This is a genomic window from Desulfatiglans anilini DSM 4660 (genome assembly GCF_000422285.1).
Lineage (GTDB): Bacteria > Desulfobacterota > DSM-4660 > Desulfatiglandales > Desulfatiglandaceae > Desulfatiglans > Desulfatiglans anilini.
This window is the reverse complement of the sequence record NZ_AULM01000004.1, coordinates 167,333-187,336: the sequence shown is the minus strand read 5'-3', so window position 1 is coordinate 187,336 and position 20,004 is coordinate 167,333. Positions and strand designations below refer to the sequence as shown.

General features: G+C 60.1%; 15 protein-coding genes. 9 read left to right on the top strand and 6 right to left on the bottom strand.

From position 1 onward, the window contains the following. The first annotated feature begins 75 nt into the window (after positions 1-75). A complete protein-coding gene (locus H567_RS0106425) occupies positions 76-999 on the top strand; it encodes a hypothetical protein (protein ID WP_028320778.1) in 924 nt (307 codons plus the stop codon). On the opposite strand, the gene H567_RS26985 is transcribed toward H567_RS0106425, so the two are convergent. Next, positions 986-1,288, bottom strand: coding sequence for an enoyl-CoA hydratase-related protein (locus H567_RS26985; protein WP_161626571.1), 303 nt, complete (start codon positions 1,286-1,288; stop codon positions 986-988). The two genes, H567_RS0106425 and H567_RS26985, sit on opposite strands and share 14 nt — an antisense overlap. A 290-nt stretch (positions 1,289-1,578) precedes the next feature. Between H567_RS26985 and H567_RS0106410 the strand changes: the two genes are divergently transcribed. Further along, positions 1,579-1,842, top strand: coding sequence for a hypothetical protein (locus H567_RS0106410; RefSeq protein WP_035253536.1), 264 nt, complete (start codon positions 1,579-1,581; stop codon positions 1,840-1,842). 43 nt (positions 1,843-1,885) lie between these two features. Here the strand turns inward: H567_RS0106410 and H567_RS23385 are convergent, their stop codons facing one another. After that, positions 1,886-5,395, bottom strand: coding sequence for a DNA polymerase III subunit alpha (locus H567_RS23385; RefSeq protein ID WP_051184537.1), 3,510 nt, complete (start codon positions 5,393-5,395; stop codon positions 1,886-1,888). Positions 5,396-6,095: 700 nt separating this feature from the next. Between H567_RS23385 and H567_RS0106400 the strand changes: the two genes are divergently transcribed. From H567_RS0106400 to groL, 6 genes are all read left to right on the top strand, one after another. Then, positions 6,096-7,652: an ATP-binding protein gene (locus tag H567_RS0106400; protein WP_028320775.1), complete on the top strand. Its 1,557-nt coding sequence runs from the start codon at positions 6,096-6,098 to the stop codon at positions 7,650-7,652. Between the two features lie 5 nt (positions 7,653-7,657). After that, positions 7,658-8,974 (top strand): replication-associated recombination protein A, encoded by a 1,317-nt coding sequence (locus tag H567_RS0106395; RefSeq protein ID WP_028320774.1) that lies wholly within the window; start codon positions 7,658-7,660, stop codon positions 8,972-8,974. Continuing rightward, positions 8,971-10,104 (top strand): A/G-specific adenine glycosylase, encoded by a 1,134-nt coding sequence (mutY, locus tag H567_RS23380; protein ID WP_051184536.1) that lies wholly within the window; start codon positions 8,971-8,973, stop codon positions 10,102-10,104. Before H567_RS0106395 ends, mutY begins: the two co-directional genes overlap by 4 nt. Positions 10,105-10,444: 340 nt before the next feature. Then, the gene (gene yqeB, locus H567_RS23375; RefSeq protein WP_051184535.1) at positions 10,445-11,257 is read left to right on the top strand and encodes a selenium-dependent molybdenum cofactor biosynthesis protein YqeB; all 813 of its coding nucleotides are present in this window, start codon (positions 10,445-10,447) and stop codon (positions 11,255-11,257) included. A gap of 654 nt (positions 11,258-11,911) precedes the next feature. Next, entirely contained in the window at positions 11,912-12,202 is a 291-nt protein-coding gene (groES, locus tag H567_RS0106370) for a co-chaperone GroES (RefSeq protein ID WP_028320771.1), read from the top strand. Positions 12,203-12,216: 14 nt separating this feature from the next. Next, the gene (groL, locus tag H567_RS0106365) at positions 12,217-13,842 is read left to right on the top strand and encodes a chaperonin GroEL (protein ID WP_028320770.1); all 1,626 of its coding nucleotides are present in this window, start codon (positions 12,217-12,219) and stop codon (positions 13,840-13,842) included. Positions 13,843-13,979: 137 nt separating this feature from the next. Here groL and H567_RS0106360 read toward each other — a convergent pair whose 3' ends face one another. Next, entirely contained in the window at positions 13,980-14,762 is a 783-nt protein-coding gene (locus tag H567_RS0106360) for a mechanosensitive ion channel family protein (protein WP_244155432.1), read from the bottom strand. Between the two features lie 507 nt (positions 14,763-15,269). Further along, positions 15,270-16,442, bottom strand: coding sequence for an OmpA family protein (locus H567_RS0106350; RefSeq protein WP_028320767.1), 1,173 nt, complete (start codon positions 16,440-16,442; stop codon positions 15,270-15,272). A gap of 660 nt (positions 16,443-17,102) precedes the next feature. Here H567_RS0106350 and H567_RS0106345 point away from each other — a divergent pair. Then, entirely contained in the window at positions 17,103-18,014 is a 912-nt protein-coding gene (locus H567_RS0106345) for an ADP-ribosylglycohydrolase family protein (RefSeq protein WP_028320766.1), read from the top strand. A 30-nt stretch (positions 18,015-18,044) separates the two neighbouring features. Here H567_RS0106345 and H567_RS0106340 read toward each other — a convergent pair whose 3' ends face one another. Beyond that, positions 18,045-18,791 (bottom strand): ubiquinone/menaquinone biosynthesis methyltransferase, encoded by a 747-nt coding sequence (locus H567_RS0106340; protein WP_084516943.1) that lies wholly within the window; start codon positions 18,789-18,791, stop codon positions 18,045-18,047. A gap of 108 nt (positions 18,792-18,899) precedes the next feature. Then, the gene (gene rodA / locus H567_RS0106335) at positions 18,900-20,003 is read right to left on the bottom strand and encodes a rod shape-determining protein RodA (protein ID WP_028320764.1); all 1,104 of its coding nucleotides are present in this window, start codon (positions 20,001-20,003) and stop codon (positions 18,900-18,902) included. Position 20,004 lies beyond the last annotated feature (1 nt).

Below are 20,004 nucleotides of genomic sequence, written 5' to 3'. Positions count from 1 at the left end.
AGCCGGCGTTTTGGAAGGGAATAGCGCGGGCTTTTTCACCGGGGCGCGAACGAGCGCCTGTTTGAGGGCAGCTTCATGGAGGACATTCGCACCAAGCCGTATCTGGATCCGGAAGACGTCCTGTCGCTCGGCTTCATCCGAAACCCGCCGGTCTACGTTTTCAGACGGTACCCCAGGGCCGGGCTGCGCTCCCATATTCTGGCGGTGCTCGATCCGGTGGCTGTCCGGCGCGAGAGGGAGGGTCTTGTGCAGGACGGCGTGAGGGTTTTTCCTAAGGCGAAGCCCCTGAAGATCCTGCGGATATTCAGGATCCGGTTTCCCGGCCTCCGGGAGGCTGAAGAAGAGATTTCGGGCGTGAGGCAGGTGATCCGGTTCCTGGGTCCGGAGTGCCTGGCCCTTTCGGAAGAATTCCTGGTCAGTTGCAGCTTTGAAGGACCTCCGGAGATTCTGCTTTGCGGCCTGCAGGAGTATGTGGAAGGAGCGGTGTTCGACCCCTGGGCCGAACTCTCCGATCAACGGTTGCAGACCCTTCTGGGGCTGATCGCCCGTGAGACCGAACGGATGGATGGGGTCCCGGTCGAAGGCATCCAGGTCGAGGCTGTAAAAGAAAAGGCACGGATATTCGTCGCAAGGACCAGGCGGCTTGTCGCCGAGGCCGCCCTGTTCCCCGATCTGTCGGGTGTGGGCAATCTGCTCGTCGACAGGTCAGGCGCGATCCGCCTGGTGGATATCAACAACATCTCAAGGCGCCCCCCTGAGGGGGTGGTGCCCCTGGATGACCAAGGGTATCCGGTCTGGGACAAGTCGATCGAGGCCCTTTTTAGGGTCGAGAAGTGGGCTGCCGGCCGGGCGCCCTCGATGGAGGCGGATCCGTACCTTTACCTTGGCGATCCGGATCGCCGACGGAGAGTTCATGAGCTCGAAAGACGCTTTGCGGAGCGGCGGGCCGGGAGCTTGTCGACTTATGGACACGCCGGCCTTCCGATCACCGTCCCTTGAACTGCGGTTTGCGCTTCTCGAGGAAGGCGCTCAGGTCCTCGTGCAGATCTTCGGATCGGTAAAGATCGGCGTACAGGGAGGCGGCGAGGGCGTCGGTTTCGCCGCCTGCCGCAAACGCTTCGCCGGCGCCGGTGACGATGACTCCACGGATATGCCGCGAAGCCTCGACACGCTCCAGGTGCTCCCGAAGTTCGGCGCGCAGTTCCGCGTTCAGGGCGTTGCGTTTGTCCGGACGGTTCAAGGTGAGGATCGCGGTCTGAGCGCGAATTTCCATCATGACAGTGGGCATGGGTCTTCCTCGATACCGGAGGTCAGCCGGCGGGTTTACGGTGTTCGGAGGGCTTTTGCCGATCCCCTCCGGCATATTACCTGTCGACGCCTGGGCCTGCAAGCCCCGGGGCGGAGAATCCGGCTCGCTTCCATCCGGAAAGGGTGATCCCATATGGCCGGGTTTTTCCACTCGGACCAGGAAATCTCCTGTCGAGCTTCGGTGATGCAGTACAGCTGGATCTATGCTATCATCAATGACACTGATGTTATCATGACGCTTAAATTCCACTCAAACCAAGGAGGGTCATCATGAGCTACACGAAAGAGGATCTCAAACAAAAGCTTTCGCAGATATATCCCGAGATCGCCAAATACGGCCTGTCTATGGATCTCGTAATGGACGAGGGCAAAGACGCCTGGGTGGTGACTTTTCAGAAGGGGCCTCATCAGCGGCATGCCTTCCTGAACCGGAAGGATGCCGATTCGTGCATGGAGGGAAACGTCTGCATCTACCTCGGTGTGTTGATCGGGCAGTACGTACGCGATCTGGAGGAGGAAATGGGCGGACGGTGAGCGGCGGCGCCGGCTGCCATCGGCACATCACGGTGTTTCGTATTCAGGCGGAGGGAGCAAGGTGCTGATCGGCCGCCGGTTGGTCGAAAAAAAATTCGTGGCGGCCGGCTCCCACGAGCGTTTGAATCTCCCCCAGGAGTTCGGGACAGGGCTGGACCCGGAAGCGCTCGTGGGCGGCGATCCGTATCTCGCCGCCCTCCGGCGAGGTGACCGCGAAGAGCAGGCGGCAACTCCCTGGGTAGCGGAAAACGATGTTGCGCAGGTCCTCGATCAACGGACGGCTGATCTCCTTTTCGGCCAGACGGATGGCCATGGCCTTGACGCACCGCTGCCGGGCGGCGCTGAGGGCCTCGATCTCCTGAGCGATGATCTTTGTGGAGCTTTCGCCGATCTCCACCGGTCCGCAGACCAGGATAGGGTCGTCCCCTTTCAAGAGGGCGCTGCAGCGGGCGAAGGCCTCCGGGAAGAGCACGACCTCCATTGAGCCGGTCAGGTCTTCGAGCTGGAAGACTGCCATCCTGTCGCCTTTCTTGGTGCGTTTCAACTTGAGCTCTCCGACGACGCCGGCGATTTTGACCAGGGATTTATCTTCCTTCGTTGAAAGCGCCTGCACGGTGCAGTCGGCGACCCTGTCCGCCACCTGTTGAAAGCGGTCCAGGGGATGGCCGGTGATGTAGAATCCGAGGGCTTCTTTTTCGCGGGCCAGTCTCTCTTTTTCGGGCCATTCGTCGATCTCGGGAAGCTCCACGAGGTGCGACGGGCCGCCGTTCTGTGTCTCGATGGCCGCGAAGATGCTGAGCTGGTTCGGATCGTTGTGTTTGCCGCAGCGCTTGAGGACATCCTCGAGCCCCGCGAAGAGCCTCGAGCGGAACTGGCCGGTAAAGTCGAACGCCCCGCATTGAATCAGGCATTCGATCACCCGCTTCGAGACTTTGCTGCTTTCCACGCGGCGGCAGAAGTCGAAAAGATCGGTGAAGGGGCCGCTGTCCCCCCTTTCTTCGATGACGACCTCGATCGCCTTGAGGCCCACATTCTTGACTGCTGCGAGACCGAAGCGGATTTTGCCGTCGATCACCGAAAAATCCGCCTGGCTTTCGTTGATGTCGGGGGGCAGGATCCGGATCCCCATCTCGCGGCACTCGGCGATGTTCTTGATGGTCTTGTCCTGGTTCCCCATGTCCTGGGTCAGAAGGGCGGCCATAAACTCCACCGGAAAATGCGCCTTCAGGTAGGCTGTCTGGTAAGCGATCAGGGCGTAGGCGGCTGAATGGGATTTGTTGAAGCCGTAGCCGCCGAACTTCTCGATCAGATTGAAGAGGTTTTCCGCCTTGGCCGGATCCACCCCACTCTTGGCGGCGCCTTCGGTAAAGCGGTTCTGGTGCTGCGCCATGACCTCGACCTTTTTCTTGCCGATGGCCTTGCGCAGTTCGTCCGCCTCGGCCAGGCTGTAGTCGGCGAGCACCTGGGCGATCTTCATCACCTGTTCCTGATACAGGATCACCCCGTAGGTCTCCTTCAGGATCGGCTCGAGCTGAGGAAGCGGGTATCGGATCCTGGTGTGGCCGTGCTTCCCGTTGATGAAATCCTCGACCATGTTGCTTCCCAGGGGCCCCGGGCGATAGAGGGCCACCAGGGCCACCATGTCCTCGAAAACGCCGGGTTTGAGGCGTCTCAGCAGCTCCTTCATACCGGAGCTTTCCAGCTGGAAGACCCCCGTCGTCTTCCCCTCGCAGCAGAGTTGATAAGTCGCCGGGTCGTCCAGGGGGATCTTCTCCAGATCCAGCTCTCTGCCGGTGGTCTGCTGGATCAGATCCAGGGCCTGCCGGATCACGGTCAAGGTCTTCAGACCCAGAAAATCGAATTTGATCAGCCCGAGCTGCTCGATCCGGTCCATGGTGAACTGGGTCATGATTTCGTCCCGTGCCCCTTTGAAAAGCGGCAGGTACTCGACGAGGGGCCGGTCGGAGATTACGACGCCGGAGGCATGCGTCGAGGCGTGGCGGGAGAGCCCTTCGAGCGAACGGGAGATGGTCAGGAGCTTGCGGACAGCAGGGTCGCTCTGCTCCAGTTTGCGAAGCTCGGGCTCTTCCGCGAGGGCCTGTTCGAGCGTTACGCGCGGGCCTTCGGGCACGAGCTTGGCGATCCGGTCGACGTCTTTGAGGGGGATGTTGAGGCTGCGCCCGACGTCGCGGATAGCCGCGCGGGCCTTCATGGTCCCGAAGGTGATGATCTGTCCGACGCTGTCCCGGCCGTACTTTTCGGTGACATACTGGATGACCTCTTCACGGCCGTTGATGCAGAAGTCGATGTCGATATCAGGCATGCTGATGCGCTGCGGATTGAGAAAGCGCTCGAAGAGCAGGCCGTAGCGGATCGGGTCGATATTCGTGATCCGCAGGCAGTAGGCGGCCAGAGACCCGGCGGCCGATCCGCGGCCGGGACCGACCGGGATCTGCTTCCTGCGGGCATATTCGATGAAGTCGGCGACGATCAGGAAATAGCCGGAAAAGCCCATCTTCTTGATGACGCCGAGTTCATAATCAAGCCTTTCGCGGTAGGTTCCGATCAGGTCGGCGGAAGGGGCGCGGCCTTCGGCTTCGAACTCCTCGAAGCGGGCCCCCAGACCCTTTTCGGCGTCTTCGGTCAATCGCTCTTCGAGGCTTTGTCCTTCGGGCAGATGAAAGACAGGGTACTTGTACCGGCCGATCTCCAACTCGAAGTCGCAGCGCTCGGCGATCCCGGCGGTATGGGCCAGGGCGTCCTCGAACCCCGGGAGATCCGCGGCCATTTCCTCCTGGGATTTGAAGTAGAACTCGTCCGAGGGGAAGCGCATGCGCTTTTCATCTTCGAGGGTTTTGCCGGTCTGGATGCACAGGAGCACGTCATGGGCCTCGGCATCGGCCCGGTTGAGGTAGTGGCAATCGTTGGTCGCCGCCAGAGGCAGGGACAGATCGCCGGAGAGCTCTCTGAGGGCGCGGTTCAAGGCGATCTGTTCGGGCATCCGATTCGCCTGGACCTCGAGGAAAAACCGGTCGTGATCGAAGATCGCCGCCAATTCCAATGCCTTTTCACGGGCCGCTTCTATCCTCCCCTGCTGGATCAGATGGGGAACGACGCCCTTGAGGCAGGCCGACAGGGCGATGAGGCCCTGATGATGCTCCCTCAGGAGCGCCATATCCACGCGGGGGTGGTAGTAAAAGCCTTCCAGGTGGCCGAGCGTCACCAGGCGGCACAGGTTGCGGTACCCTTCCAGGTTCGTAACGAGCAGGATCAGGTGATAGGCGTTGGGGCTGCCATCCGGGGCCGGAGAGCGGTCGCGCCGGTCGCCCGGGGCGAGGTAGACTTCGCATCCGATAATGGGCTTGATGCCGGCTTTGGCTGCCTGCTGTGAGAACTGGACGGTTCCGAACATGTTCCCGTGATCGGTCACCGCTACGGCGTTCATCCCGAGCGTCGAAGCCTTGTCCAGCATCTGTCCGATCCGGATGGCCCCGTCGAGGAGGCTGAATTCGGTGTGTACATGGAGATGGACGAAGGGGTTTGGGGCTGTCACGATTCCTCCGATTGGATGCCACAATGACCGCGATGCGATGGTTCGTGCGGATCCGTCCGCGCCCGGGGCTGCCGCTTTCGCCGTCCGGCGGCAGCCGGGGAGCGGGGTCTGCGGGCCATGTCCAGGCCTCCGCCCCTTGGCAGAAAGTTCGTACGGTCCGGGTTCAAGAGCGGCTTTTATGGTCTTCGCGGCCGTTTTATGATACGGTATAGCCGTGCCTTCAGCAAGGCCCTTTTCAAATCGATCCGCTTCCTTTGAAATGACGACTCCGCAGGTGAAGCCGGCTGCCGCCGGGCCCTGCAGTCCTTTCTACGTCCGCAGATGCTGCGCATCGTGCCCTGTTTTGGTGTCTTCCGGTGCCGCCGATGCCCGGTCCCGGTTCGTTGTCCATCTCGGGTTGGCTGCCTGGATGCCCGGGGTTTCGGCTCCGGAAAGGATGGCTTTTACTCCTCTCAGGTGCTTGTTCGATTGAATCCCCGCGGGCGGGCCCCGGATGCGTGACAGGCTGCACCCGATCGGTCCCTACGATTCCAGGGCGGGCTTCGCTTCCTTGGCCGCCTGAGCCCGCTCAGGCGGCATTCTTGGGTGTGGCCGCGATTCGGTCGTGTTCGAGGAGACAGGCATTTGTGCAAAGGTGGCCGGGCAAGCCCGCCCGTCGGCTGATATGCCTATTTACAACCGGATTTTAGAGGGGCATGTAATGAAGCATCATGAGCGACTTCAGAAGGACATAGTCCGTTTGAAGGAAAAACTCGTTCAGGCCAACAGCGAGATCAGGCAGCTCAGAAAATCCCTCGATGCGGCAAACGGTCTTCTGGAGGCTGTCCCTGTCGCCGTTGCAGTGGTGCAAGACGGGAAGATCGTTTTAAACAACATGGCGGCGGAGGAGGGTCTCGGCGTGGACTCTGGGCAGCTTCAGGGCCGGTCCTTCATGGACTTCGTGCATCCGGACTGCGCGAAGGAAGTCAGCGCCATCCACCACAAGCGATCGATAGGCAAGGTGGCGCCGGACCGCTATCGTGCCGATCTGGTCGACAAGAATGGCCGGCGCATCTTGTGCGAGGTCTTCGTGCGGAAGATCCTTCACATGGGGCGGCGCGCCTTCCTTCTGGGCGTCATCGAGTGCGGGGAGCGGGCCTTGAGTGAAGCCGAGCTGCTGCGCGCTGAGAGGATGAGAGGGGCCCTGGATCTCGCCAGGGTGGTGACGTCTGAAGCGGGTCCGCTCGTGGAGATGCTTCTCGATGAAATAGTCGTAGCTTCCGGGGGCGGCGCACAGTCCGACCGCTCACAGGGTTCGGCCCCGGAGTCCCTGAGGCGGGGAGTGCAGGTCCTGCGACAGGTCGAGAAGCTTTGTCGCGCTGCAGCGGTCGGCAGAGAGAAGCATCCTCGGGCCTTGAAGAATCTGGTCCAGGAGGCGCTTGAAGAGGCGTGCATCGACTGGCGCCGGCGCACCGGCTCCGAAAACGGGGGGCCGAAGATCCAAACGCATCTGCGGACGGATGTCCATGTGCAGGGGAATGGGGCGCATCTGAAAGAGGCCTTCGCTGCGGTCATCGAAAACGCCCTCGAAGCGGTGGGTAAAAGTGGAGAAGTTCATGTGTCTATGGAGGAGAATCTTGGTCATGCCTGGGTCTATGTACTGGACAACGGACCGGGGATCAGCGAAACGGTGCGGCAGAGGGTTTTCGAGCCCTTTTTTACGACGAGGGATGGCGGCCGTCTCGGTATGGGCCTCCCGTTGGCCTCCTGCGTGTTCAATCGACACGGGGGGGCCATTGAACTGGTCAGCCCGCCCGGCGGGGGAACCCAGGTCGTGATGCAACTGCCCGCAGTGGCCGCACCCAGGACGATGGGGGCCCGCGCGTGCTCCAGCAGGCTGAAAGGGCAAGAGGTGCTGGTGTGCTCGGACGACGCGATGATCAGACGCCTTCTCTGTGAAGTTTTGAATGACAAGGGATGCCGGGTGACGGAGGCCTCCCGTCTCCAACAGGTGCTGAGGGCTCCCCGCAGGGGTCGCTACGACATGCTGGTGATGGACGCAGACAATAAGGAATGGGACCCTGCGATCCTTCTGCCCAGGCTTCGTAAAAAGAATCTCGGGACGTTGCTGGTGGTGCTCAAGACGAAGGGCCGTCAGCCGGGACAGGCACGTATGAAGGAGTTGGGAGCGGATTTGATTGCCTTCAAACCGCTGCATCTGGATGGGCTGATGCGTGCCATCAGCACGTCGCTGGGCCGGGAGGACAAGCAGCTTTGAGCGGCATGTCTGCAGATCGAAAGGGTGCCCCGCTCGCTGAGAGAATGCGCCCCGCCGCTTTGGAGGAGATGGTGGGGCAGGGGCATCTCCTGGGCTCGGACAGGCCTCTGGCAAGGGCCCTGGAATCCGGGCGCATGAGTTCGGTCATCCTCTGGGGGCCTCCCGGCAGCGGCAAGACGACGCTCGCGAGACTCATGGAGCGGTACAGCCGATTGCCGTTCCGTTCTTTTTCGGCGGTCACCTCCGGCGTCAAGGACCTGCGTGAGGTCGTCGAGGCGGCTCAGAAGGAAAAGGAGCGCAGCGGCAGGGCTACGCTTCTCTTTGTGGACGAGATCCATCGCTTGAACAAGGCTCAGCAGGACGCCTTTCTTCCCCACTTGGAAAACGGCCTGATCGTCCTGGTCGGGGCGACGACCGAGAATCCTTCCTTCGAGGTGATTGCCCCGCTTCTTTCCAGGGCGCGGGTGATGACGCTGAAGCCCTTGTCGGATCAGGATATCCGGAGACTCCTGGAACGCGCGCTGGCAGATAAAGAAAAGGGTCTCGGGGAAATGGGGTTGCGATTGACCCCGGAGGCGCTGGATTTCCTGGTGAGTCTTTCGCAGGGCGACGCCCGTGTGGCCCTGAACGATCTCGAAGCGGCCGCCGATTACCACCTGGCCGGTCCTGAACCTGAAAAGCCGCTAGAGACCGGGGAATTGGAACAGGCCCTCAGCCGGAAGGCATTGGCATACGACAAGGCCGGGGAGGAGCACTACAACCTGATCTCCGCTTTTCATAAGAGTCTGAGGGGAGGGGATGCCCAGGCGGCGGTCTATTGGCTGTACCGGATGCTTGAAGCGGGGGAGGACGCCCTGTTCATCGCCCGCCGCATGATCCGTTTCGCATCGGAGGACGTCGGGCTCGCTGACCCTCAGGCTCTGCCGGCCGCATTGGCTGCTTTCGAGGCGTGGGAGAAGGTCGGCCCGCCCGAGGCGCGGCTGGCGCTGATGCAGGCCGCCGTCTACCTGGCTGCCGCGCCGAAGAGCAATGCCCTCTATATGGCCGAGAAGCGGGTCCGTGCTGCGATCGAGCAGCATGGAGCGCTTTCGGTTCCCCTGCACATCCGCAACGCCCCGACCCGCCTGATGAAGGAACTCGGCTACGGAAAAGGCTACCTGTATCCCCACGACCACCCCGGTGCCCTGGTCGCCCAAACCTATCTGCCGGACAAGCTCATGGAAGCGGTCTTTTACACCCCGGCGCAGCGGGGGTTCGAACGGGAGATCGATCGGCGCCTCGCTTCCTTCAAAAGACTCCTCAAGAAAAAGGAGGAGGCGTGAGGCCGTGCCTGTCGCCAGGGGGGGCGGGGTTCCCTTCTGCCGGGGGGCTGCCGGGTCTGAGACGAAGCCTGCTGGCGTGGTACCGGGCCAACGGGCGCGACCTGCCGTGGAGGCACACGAAGGATCCCTACCGCATCTGGCTCTCGGAGATCATGCTGCAGCAGACTCAGGTCCACACCGTGATCCCCTATTACCAACAATTCATCGAGCGGTTTCCCGATTGCCGGGCCTTGGCGAAGGCCCCCCTGGATGCGGTCCTCAAGGCGTGGGAAAACCTGGGCTACTACTCCCGCGCCCGCGCACTGCACGAGGCGGCGAATCGCGTCTGCCGGATGTACGACGGGAGCTTGCCTGAGGACAGGGCGGCCCTGATGGCCCTTCCGGGCATCGGCCCCTATACGGCCGGTGCGATCCTGAGCATCGCTTTCGGGCAGCCCGTTCCGGCGATCGACGGCAATGTGCGGCGCATCCTGTGCCGGCTTGCGTGCATCAGACAGCCACCGGGACAACGAGAGGCGCTGCAGGCCATCGAATCGGCGGCGGCTGCCTTGGTGCCAACGGAGGACCCTGGTGCCTTCAATCAGGCCCTGATGGATCTCGGCGCGGCCGTCTGCATCCCCAGGCGCCCGGAATGCGCTTCCTGCCCCGTCGAAGAGCATTGTCTTGCACGGCGAGAGGGTCTCGAGGCGGAGCTGCCGGCTGCGGCGAGGGTTCGCAGGACCCCGGTCCGCAAGATGGCCTTGGGGGTGGTCAGCAATGCCGAGGGTGCCCTCCTGATGTTGAAGCGCCCCGGAAAAGGGTTGTTGGGTGGTTTGTGGCGCTTCCCGGGCGGGGAGGTTGCGCCGGGCGAATCCGACAGGGAGGCGCTCCGGCGGGGGATGAAGGCGGATCTTGGCCTGGCCGTGCCGGAGGCGGAATTCATCGGGGAGGTCTCCCATGCCTATACCCATTTCAGATTGAAGGTCCGCCTCTTCAGGTGGATGTGGGATCCGTCCCAGGGAATGCCGGGTGACGGGATCGAGTGGCGTTGGGCGGCAGGGGCCGGGCTGGCGGAACTGCCGGTCTCGAAATTGGAAAGGAAGATCCTGGCCGCGGCTTTTCCCGGGGGCGCTGAACAGTGCCTTGAATAAGCCGCTGTTCAGAGGTCTGGGAAAAACATCTTGAGGCAAGGCCTGCTGAGCTTCGCGGCATTCTTTCCTGGCGGGAATGTGATTGACAAAAGACGAAGGATGTGAAATCTCCCTGAGCGGCCGCAGGGAATCCTGGTTCCGGGTGGCCATTTACTGGCTGCGGCTCGAGTTCGACAACCGCGCTCGAGCGGAAAGGAAGCGGACGAAGGGAGAGGGGAATTTCCCCGGACCTTTCCGAGGAATCTCTGCCGAAGGGGTTTGTGTTCGGCCGGTCTGCCGATTTGAGCGGAGCGGGCCGGTGTTTCCTTTTTGGGATGCAAATGTCGAGAGGGTTTGAATCATGCGGAAACGAATAGATGTGTCTCAGGTGATCGTGGGTGTCAGAGGAGGGGGAGACATTGCCTCCGGCGTAGCGTACCGTCTTCACCAGTCCGGCTTCAAAATTTTCGTGACGGAGATTGCGCAGCCGTTGACGGTCAGGCGTACGGTTTCCTTTTCCGAGGCTGTATACGACGGCAGGACGGTGGTCGAAGGGATCGAGGCCGTCCGGGTCGAGGACCCCGATGCGGCGCAAGGCCTTTGGCGGGAGCGCAGGCTGCCTGTGTACGTGGACCCCGCTTTCGAGATCGGCGGCCGCTTGAAGCCCGATGTCATGGTGGATGCCATTCTGGCTAAAAAGAACACGGGGAGCAGCCTGTCGATGGCACCCCTCTGCATCGCCCTGGGCCCTGGATTCGAGGCAGGGAAGGATGCCCATTGCGTCATCGAGACGAACCGTGGACATTTTCTGGGCCGTGTCATCATCGCCGGGGCGGCTCAGGCTGATACAGGCGTTCCGGGGGCGGTCGAGGGGGTGACGCGGGACCGGGTCCTGCGGGCGCCGAAAGACGGGGTGTGGAAGGCTGAAAGCGAGATCGGCCGCATGGTCGACTCGGGGGAGCGCATCGGTGAGGTTGGTGGTGTAGCCGTTCCCGCCCTTGTCAAGGGTGTCTTGCGGGGGATGATCCATGATGGAGTCCTTGTGAAGAACGGGATGAAGATCGGCGACATCGACCCTCGAGGTCATGTGGAACACTGCTTCACCATATCCGAAAAGGCCCTGGCTGTCGGCGGCGGTGTGTTGGAGGCGATCTTCAGGGTTTTCGCCGCTTGAGTGGGTCGAATCTGGGCCATCCATGGGCCCTTCGGGTGCTCAGTTCCACCGCTTCGCGGAGGGTCCGGGTTGCCTCACACGCTTCGCGTGCTTCGTCCCACCCCTGCGGGGCGGGTTCCGGTTCGGCCAAGATCAAGGAAAGCAATCGTTTGCGCGGAGCCGACCTGGTGGGTGCCGCACAAGCAAATATGCAGATTGAGGCCGGGATTGGCCAAAAAGACCATTTCCGGATGGAAATGCATCTCAGAGCACAACGCGGCGCTTGACAAGGCATAAATGGTGCTTAGCTTCCATCCGAAAATGATTTCCCGGTAAAACCCGGTTTCCAATCCGGAAAAGAGGATTTTTCTTCACACCCTTCGGGTGCTCAGTCCCACCCCTGCGGGGCGGGTCCCGGTTTGGCCAAGATCAAGGAGATCAAGCGTTTGCGCGGAGGCGGACTCTAGGTCGCCGCACAAGCAAGCGTGCGGATTGACGCTGGGATTGGCCAAGAAGACATTTCCGGATGGAAACTGCTTAGCTTTCTCGCGGGAATTTTGCAGGAGGCGGCGAATCCCTTTTCCGTTTAAAAGGACCCAGGTGTTGCAGGGGGTTTAATCCAGCAGGAAGGCGGCTCAGCCTTCAGAACTTTTTACCTGAGGAGGTTTTTTGCGCATGAATATCAGACCGTTGAATGATCGCGTGGTGGTGCTTCGCATCGAAGAAGAGGAGAAGACACCGGGCGGCCTCATTATCCCGGACACGGCCAAAGAGAAGCCGCAGGAGGGCCGGGTGATCGCGGTTGGCGTCGGGAAACTGAATGACAAAGCCGAAAGGATCCCGATGGAGGTCAAGGAAAACGACCGTGTCTTGTTCAGTAAGTATGCGGGCAATGAGATCAAGATCGATGGTGTGGAACATTTGATCATGCGTGAGGATGACATTTTGGCGATTGTGGAAGCTTGAGGAGGAATGGGGCAATGGCTGGTAAAGATATCAAATACAGTGCAGCTGCCAGGGAGAAGATCCTGAAGGGCGTCGACACCCTTGCCAATGCGGTAAAGGTTACATTGGGTCCGAAGGGGAGGAATGTGCTGATCGAGAAGTCCTGGGGCGCTCCGAAGATCACCAAGGACGGTGTGACGGTTGCAAAGGAGATCGATCTCGAAGACAAGTTCGAAAACATGGGCGCTCAGATGGTCAGGGAGGTCGCTTCGAAGACCTCGGACGTTGCCGGGGACGGAACGACCACGGCCACGATCCTCGCCCAGGCGGTTTTTCGTGAAGGGTCCAAACTGGTGGCGGCAGGCGCCAACCCTATGGCGGTCAAGCGCGGGATCGACAAGGCTGTGGAGCTGGTGGTGGCGGAGTTGAAAAAGATCTCCAAACCCACTAAAGAGAAAAGGGAAATCGCGCAGGTCGGAACGATCTCCGCCAATAATGACAAGACCATCGGAAACATCATTTCCGAGGCCATGGAGAAGGTCGGTAAAGAAGGGGTGATTACGGTCGAAGAGGCCAAAAGCATGGAGACCACCCTGGAGATCGTCGAGGGGATGCAGTTCGACCGTGGATATGTCAGCCCCTATTTTGTGACTGACCCTGAGAAGATGGAGGTCCATCTCGAGGAGCCCTTCATCCTGCTCAGCGAGAAAAAGATCAGCAGCATGAAGGATCTGGTTCCGATTCTGGAGCAGATCGCCCGGATGAACAAACCCCTCTTGATCCTCGCGGAGGATGTGGAGGGTGAGGCCCTTGCGACTCTGGTGGTCAACAAGCTGCGCGGAACGCTGCAGTGCGCAGCCGTAAAGGCCCCCGGCTTCGGCGACCGGCGCAAAGCCATGCTGCAGGATATCGCGATTCTGACCGGTGGTCAGGTCATCAGCGAGGACCTCGGGATCAAACTCGAGAACATCACGGTCCAGGATCTGGGCACGGCCAAGCGGATCTCGGTGAACAAAGACAATACCACCATCGTTGACGGCGGCGGGAGCCGTGAGGCGCTGGATGGCCGGGTCAAGCAGATTCGGGCTCAGATCGAGGAGACCACAAGCGATTATGACCGGGAAAAGCTTCAGGAGCGCCTTGCCAAGCTGATCGGCGGCGTGGCGGTCATCAGTGTGGGGGCTGCGACCGAGACTGAGATGAAAGAGCGCAAGGATCGTGTCGAAGACGCCTTGAACGCCACCCGCGCGGCGGTCGAAGAAGGCATTGTTCCCGGGGGCGGCGTGGCCTTTGCTCGGGTGATCAAATCGCTGGGAGATGCGCATTTTGAAGGCGATGAAGAGCTGGGCTTGGATCTTGTCAAGCGTGCGCTCGAAGAGCCGGTGCGGCAGATCGCAAACAACGCGGGCTTCGAGGGATCGGTCGTGATTCAGAAGGTGCTCGAAGGAAGCGGCGCCTATGGGTTCAATGCCGATACGGGCGTTTACGAGGATCTGATTGAGGCTGGTGTCATCGATCCCACCAAAGTGACTCGTTTTGCACTGCAGAATGCTGCTTCAGTGGCAGGATTGCTCATGACCACGGAGGCCATGGTTGCTGAAAAACCGGCCAAGAAAAAGTCGGCGGCCCCGCCCATGCCCCCGGATGATGACATGTACTGATCAGTGATCCCCCGTCCGGAAACATAGTCCGGCAGCCCCTGTTCCGCAATAATCGGGGCTTTCGACTCGCAGAGAAGAGCCGCGCGGTTTTTGAACCGCGCGGCTCTTTGATTATAGCACCCTGGAACGATGCCGGCCTATGGGTTGACCATGTGGATGGTGCGCTGAGGAAAGGGAATTTCGATGTCGTTTTGATCGAATGCCTTCTTGACGGCATGGGTGAAATCGAATTTCACATCCCAATAGTCGGTCTTTTTGACCCATGGACGTACAAAGAGGTTCACGCTGGAATCGGCCAGTTCCGCGACTACGATTTGCAGCTCGGGCTCCGCCAGGATTCGGGGATCCTTCTTGAGGAGGTCTTGGAGCACCTCGATGGCCTTTTCAATGGAGGATCCATAACCGATGCCAAAGACCATATCAAGGCGGCGTATATCGTATGCCGAAAAGTTTTTGATGGTATCGGCGAAGATCTTGCTGTTGGGGACGATGATTTTGATGTTGTCGGGTGTCACCAGCGTGGTGGTGAAGAGATGGATCTCCTTTACACTGCCGCTTACCCCGGCGGCATCGATGTAGTCGTCGGTCTTGAATGGACGCAGGACCAGCAAAAGAAAACCGGCCGCAAAGTTGGCAAGGGAGCCCTGCAGCGCCAGGCCGACGGCCAGACCGGCGGCGCCCAGGACGGCGATGAATGAGGTGGTCTGCACGCCGAATTTGGCGAGGGCGGCCAATACGGCAAAAACGAGGACCAACGTATACGCCAGACCGGCGACAAACGAGATCACCGAGGCATCGGTATTGGACTTGCGAAGGACTCTGGTGACGATCCTTCGGGCGATTCCGGCACCGATCTTACCGAGGATCAGAATGATAATGGCGCCGATTACATTGATGCCGTATGTGGTTAGATAATGCATAACAACTTGAAGAGAATCCTGCATGGACAACTCCTTTCCAGCCTGAATGGCTCAGGCTTGAGGCAGGTTGAAAAAGCGGCAGACTGCCGGGTTCTTCTTTTACCCTGCAGCCGCTCCGGGGCCGGGTCGATCGGCCGGAGTTGGTTTCCATCCGGAAAGGGCCTTTTTTGCCAATCTCGGCGTCGATCTGCACGTTTGCTTGTGCGGAGGCGACCTGAAGGTCGCCTCCACACAAGCGTTGGATTTCCTTGATCTTGGCCAAACCGGGACCCGCCGCGATGCGGTGGGACTGAGCACCCGAAGGATGTAAAGAAAAATCCTGGTTTCCGGATGGACACGGTTATGAAACGGGGAAATGCAGCCGGGATACCGGTGTTGAAACAGGCCGGTTTCAGTGACAGGGAGATCAGAATGAGACAACCAGCCGATCCGAACGGAAACCCCTTCCTTGAAGGGGTCGCCGTTCGGATCTTTGCTGGTTCAGGTTTAGTTTAAGCTGAGGACGATCTAGAAGACAGGCGACAACTCGACGCGCCGATTCTTTGCCCTGCCAGCCGGATTATCCTTGCCGTCGATCTTGTTCGGGGCGATCGGCTTGGACTCACCGTAGGCCTTGGTGGTCAGACGACCCGAAACGATGCCGGCCTTCTCGAGGTATTTCTTGACGGAGTTGGACCGCCTCTGGGAGAGGCCCATGTTGTACTGTTCGGTGCCGATGCTGTCCGTATGTCCATCCAACTGAATCATGACGTTGGGATTGAGTTTGAGGACGCGTACAACGTCGTCGAGGACACCCTGGTACTGGGGCTTGACGGTGTCTTTGTCGAAGTCGAAGAGGACGTTCGGAATGACCCAGCAGCCTCTCTCATCCACCTTGGCTCCCTTGGGGGTGCCGGGGCACTGATCGATATCGTCGGGCACGCCGTCGCCGTCGCTGTCAAGTCTTCCAACGGCCTTCGGTTTTTCACCCTTGGTCAGGAAGACCTTTTCGACGAAAGCGGCCATCTCGGCGCCGCCCATGATGTCCTTGGCGTTGGTCGCAAATCCGCAATTCCCGGCCTTGGCGACTTCATCGAGGACGGCCTTCCCGGTTTTGCTGTCGCCGATCTGAACCGTGTAGATGCAGAGCCCGGGGAATTCCTTCTTGAGGGCTTCGGCCGCAGGAACGGCCTTGTCAGTGGCTTCGCCGTCGCTGAAGATGATCATGGCGGTTGGGCCCTGCATGGCCTTCAACTCAGCAGCGGAGGCTTCCATCGCTTCTCCGAGGGGGGTGTTGCCGCCGGTGCAGGTGATCTTGGCGATCGCCTTGGCCATGTCGGCGCTCACGTAAGGGGCCGGTCCATAGATGACGGAGGTCGGGTCCCCGGGGATGCAGGAGCCCTGCCCGAAGGTGCGCAACGCTCCGTTGAGCTTGATGGCGGGGATCGTCTGGTTCATGCGGTTCACTACTTCGCGCGCGAGATCCAGCTTCTTGTGCCCCTGGCACTTGTCTGACATGGAGGTGGAGCCATCAAAGACCACGACGAAATTGTCAACGCTTTGGGTGTAATCCCCCGATTTGACTTTTGGGTTCAGGTCATACGCCTGGAAAGGCGCCAGGGGTTGGGGCGCTGTCGCACACCCAACAAAGAAAGCCCCTACCGCAATCAAAAGAAACGCCATGAAAAAAGATCTACGCATCACCACTACCTCCTGAAAAATGTTTTTGGTCCAAAAGCTTAAACCCAAACCTCTACTGCAGATCCGTTCAGGTACACCGGACTCTTGTGAAAAAAACGGCCATCCATGTTGCGAATAGGCCTTACGGCTCTCCAACGCTGCATGCTTCCAGGCGCAGAGCCAAATCGGCATAAAGGCCAAACTATAGCAAAGTTGATCTTCAGTCAAGCGGAATGTGAGAGAATGTTTGCCTTTCCTCTTGAGAATTCATACTATTTTAACGGAAAAGCGTATTTGGGTGGCTGGGTTGAACAGGGGTCGCAGAGGGGCGCAGGATGCTGCCGGAGTAACGTCCGTCAAGAAATGGCGAATAACCAGGGGTGAATGTTTGGTCCGTAAGAAGATGTTCGGGCGGGATCAAAGGGATCCGACCATATTTCCGGTCTGGAAACGAGGTTGTATCGGTAAATCATTTCCGGATGGGCATGGGTTGATGCCCGTATCGGCCGAACTGCGACCGGCCGGGATGAGATCCCCTCGAGTGGGCGAGGGCGCTCAGCGGGTGCCGGATGCCCCTCAGTAATGGGGAATGCCCGACGGCAAGGACGTATTCATGTATTGCAGGTGGATCGACGTTTGGGATGGAATGATTGGCAGCCATCCGGCAAAGGGGAAATTCATATGAAAGAGCGATCCAAGGCGGCTGTTTTGGCGTCTTTTGCGGGGGACGCACTGGCCCTCGGTGCACACTGGATCTATGACACGAATCAGATCCTGAAGCGTTTCGGGCGGATCGAGAACTTGCTGGGACCGTCGCCCGATTCCTACCATCCAACAAAGACGAAAGGGGACTTCACGCACTACGGGGACCAGATGCTGGTGCTGCTCGAATCCCTGGCGGACCTCCAGCGGTTTGACCTGCGGGACTTCTCCGAGCGCTGGCGTGCCTTGTTCAATGGCTATGAAGGATATGTGGATCAGGCCACCCGGATGACCCTTTCACGCTATGCGGAGGGGAAGACCTGGCGCGACCCCGGCTCCCCTTCGAACGACCTGGCCGGGGCTGCACGCATCGCCCCCCTCGTCTACCTGTATGCGGATGATCTCGGCGCCCTCGTGGCGTCCGCCAGGGAGCAGACCCGCATGACCCACGCCGATCAGTGGACCGTCGAGAGCGCCGAGTTTTTCGCCCGCGTGGTCCACGCGATCCTGCATGGACAGACCCCCGGGGATGCGATCTCCGATGTGGTGAAAGAGCATTACACCGGGTCCGTGATCGAGAAATGGGTTCAGCAAGGCCGTGGATCGGTCGAAAGAGAGAGCGTCAAGGCGATCCTCGCTTTCGGCCAGAGCTGCCACGCCCCGGAGGCGTTTCCGGGGGTGATCCATTTGATCGAGAAATATCCGGACAACCTGAAGGAGGCCCTGGTTCAGGGTGTCATGGGCGGAGGCGACAGCGCCGGCCGCGGCATGCTGGCGGGTTTGGTGCTGGGGGCGCACAACGGAATGCAAGGGGTGCCGGAGGCTTGGATAACCGGCATGCGGCGCCGCGATCATCTGCTGAGGCTGATCGAAGGCATCCTTCCTTCATAAGCGGTTTTTTGCCCGATAAGGTCCTGAGGCTCAGCGTGTGAGAGGGCGCTCGCCGGTATGGACCGTGATCGTATGGAACATGAATTGCCGGTATGAGACGCGCTCGAAGCCGGCCTCGCGCATGAGGGCGGCGAGGCGTGCGGGTTCGAAGAAGGCTTGGGTCGTTTCGGGGAGATAGGTGTAGGCCGAACGGTTGCCCGCAATGATCTCTCCGAGGAACGGGATGACGCGCCGCAGATAGAAGCGGACGAAAGGCGCTAGCGGCCCTGGCGGCGGCGGGGATGTGTCGAGGCATACCACGCGCCCCCCCGGCTTGAGGACGCGCATCTGCTCTTCGAAAGCCCGCAGCGGGTCGGGGACGTTCCGAATGAGGTAGCCCGAGGTGACGGCATCGAAGGCCGCATCCTCGAAGGGAAGGCGCAATGCGTCGGCCTGGCACCAGGATATCGTGTTTTTCCGATCGCGTGCACGGCCTATCTCGAGCATAGGCCGGGTAAAATCCACGGCAGTGATAGTGACCTCCCGGCAGCTTTTCTGGGCCTCGAAGGCGATGCCTCCCGTTCCTGTTCCAACATCCAGCAGACGGTGTCCAGATTGCAGGCGCGCGCGCCGGATGACCTCGCGTTTCCAATTCCGATCGCGGTCAAAGGTCATCAGCCGATTCATCAGATCGTAGCGGGCCGAAATTTCGCTGAACATCCGCCGGACCTCCGGGCGGGGATCGTTTGCTCCTGCGGCCTTGAAAGGGGGCTGTTTCTTAGGGGAAGAGGGCGGCATCGTCAGCTCCGGATCCGGCCGGAAAAAGGCGTTGGGTTGTGCGGCAAAACCCGGCGCGTCTGCCTTGCAAGGTTCAAGACGCTCGTTTGGGGATGAAAAATTCTCATTCTATTGAAACATGAATCGGCGCATGCTGATGTTCATCAGCAGCCCGAGCAGGATCATGGTGGTGACGAGGGATGAGCCCCCGTAGCTGAAAAGGACCAGTGGAATGCCCACGACGGGCAGGATCCCCGTCACCATGCCGACATTGATCAGGACCTGCCAGAAGACGATGGCCACGATCCCGATGGCCAGCACGGAGCCGAACCGGTCCCGCGAGTTGGCGGCGATCATCAGGCCCCAGATGATGACGCCGAGGTAGAACATCAGCAGAAAACCGGCTCCGAGAAGGCCCCATTCCTCGGCCAGCACCGAAAAGGCGAAGTCTGTGTGCTGCTCCGGCAGAAAATGAAGCCGCGTCTGGGTGCCGTGAAGGAAGCCCTTGCCCCAGAAGAGCCCGGACCCGATCGCAATTTTGGATTGATTGATGTGGTAACTCGATCCCAGCGGGTCCAGGTCCGGGTTGAGGAAGGTCAGGATTCGGGTTTGCTGGTAGGGCTTCAGCTTCATCCAGATCAGCGGGGCTGCGGCCATGGTGGAGCAGAGAATAATCAGTAAGGATTTCCAGTGAATACCGACTACCAGGATCATGGATCCGCCCACTGCAACCAGGAGGAGTGCCGTTCCGAGATCGGGCTCCTTGAGAATCAGGGCTGCAGGCAGGGCGATCAGGAGGAAGGGCTGCCAGAGATCTCTCAAATGATAGCTTCTCTGCATTCCCCGATTACAAATGAATTTGGCCAGGACCAGGACGAGCGTGAATTTCGCTAATTCCGAGGGCTGGAACGTGACTGGCCCGAGGGCGATCCAGCGTTGAGAACCCGAGGTGACTTTGCCGACCACCAGGACGAGAACCAGAAGCAGGATGGATATCGCGTAAGCAGGGTAGGCGAAACGTTCCAAATGGGTGTAGTTGAAGGTCGTCATGATCAGCAGGAAGCTGAACCCGATCAGGAACCAGTAGATCTGTTTGTAAAAGACCTGAGACCCGCCGATGTCCCGCACGGCGTAAGTGGCGCTGTAAAGGTTGGCAATGCTCATGACGGCGATGCCTGCAATCATGAAGAGCAGGAGCCAATCGAAGTTCTGAATGAGTCTGCGGTCGATCATG

Bases quoted from the DNA above. Each gene is read 5' to 3' on its own strand.
- H567_RS0106425 (WP_028320778.1), top strand. From the start codon at position 76: ATGGAGGACATTCGCACCAAGCCGTATCTGGATCCGGAAGACGTCCTG.
- H567_RS26985 (WP_161626571.1), bottom strand. From the start codon at position 1,288: ATGCCCACTGTCATGATGGAAATTCGCGCTCAGACCGCGATCCTCACC.
- H567_RS0106410 (WP_035253536.1), top strand. From the start codon at position 1,579: ATGAGCTACACGAAAGAGGATCTCAAACAAAAGCTTTCGCAGATATAT.
- H567_RS0106400 (WP_028320775.1), top strand. From the start codon at position 6,096: ATGAAGCATCATGAGCGACTTCAGAAGGACATAGTCCGTTTGAAGGAA.
- H567_RS0106395 (WP_028320774.1), top strand. From the start codon at position 7,658: ATGTCTGCAGATCGAAAGGGTGCCCCGCTCGCTGAGAGAATGCGCCCC.
- yqeB (WP_051184535.1), top strand. From the start codon at position 10,445: ATGCGGAAACGAATAGATGTGTCTCAGGTGATCGTGGGTGTCAGAGGA.
- groES (WP_028320771.1), top strand. From the start codon at position 11,912: ATGAATATCAGACCGTTGAATGATCGCGTGGTGGTGCTTCGCATCGAA.
- groL (WP_028320770.1), top strand. From the start codon at position 12,217: ATGGCTGGTAAAGATATCAAATACAGTGCAGCTGCCAGGGAGAAGATC.
- H567_RS0106360 (WP_244155432.1), bottom strand. From the start codon at position 14,762: ATGCATTATCTAACCACATACGGCATCAATGTAATCGGCGCCATTATC.
- H567_RS0106350 (WP_028320767.1), bottom strand. From the start codon at position 16,442: ATGCGTAGATCTTTTTTCATGGCGTTTCTTTTGATTGCGGTAGGGGCT.
- H567_RS0106345 (WP_028320766.1), top strand. From the start codon at position 17,103: ATGAAAGAGCGATCCAAGGCGGCTGTTTTGGCGTCTTTTGCGGGGGAC.
- H567_RS0106340 (WP_084516943.1), bottom strand. From the start codon at position 18,791: ATGCCGCCCTCTTCCCCTAAGAAACAGCCCCCTTTCAAGGCCGCAGGA.
- rodA (WP_028320764.1), bottom strand. From the start codon at position 20,003: ATGATCGACCGCAGACTCATTCAGAACTTCGATTGGCTCCTGCTCTTC.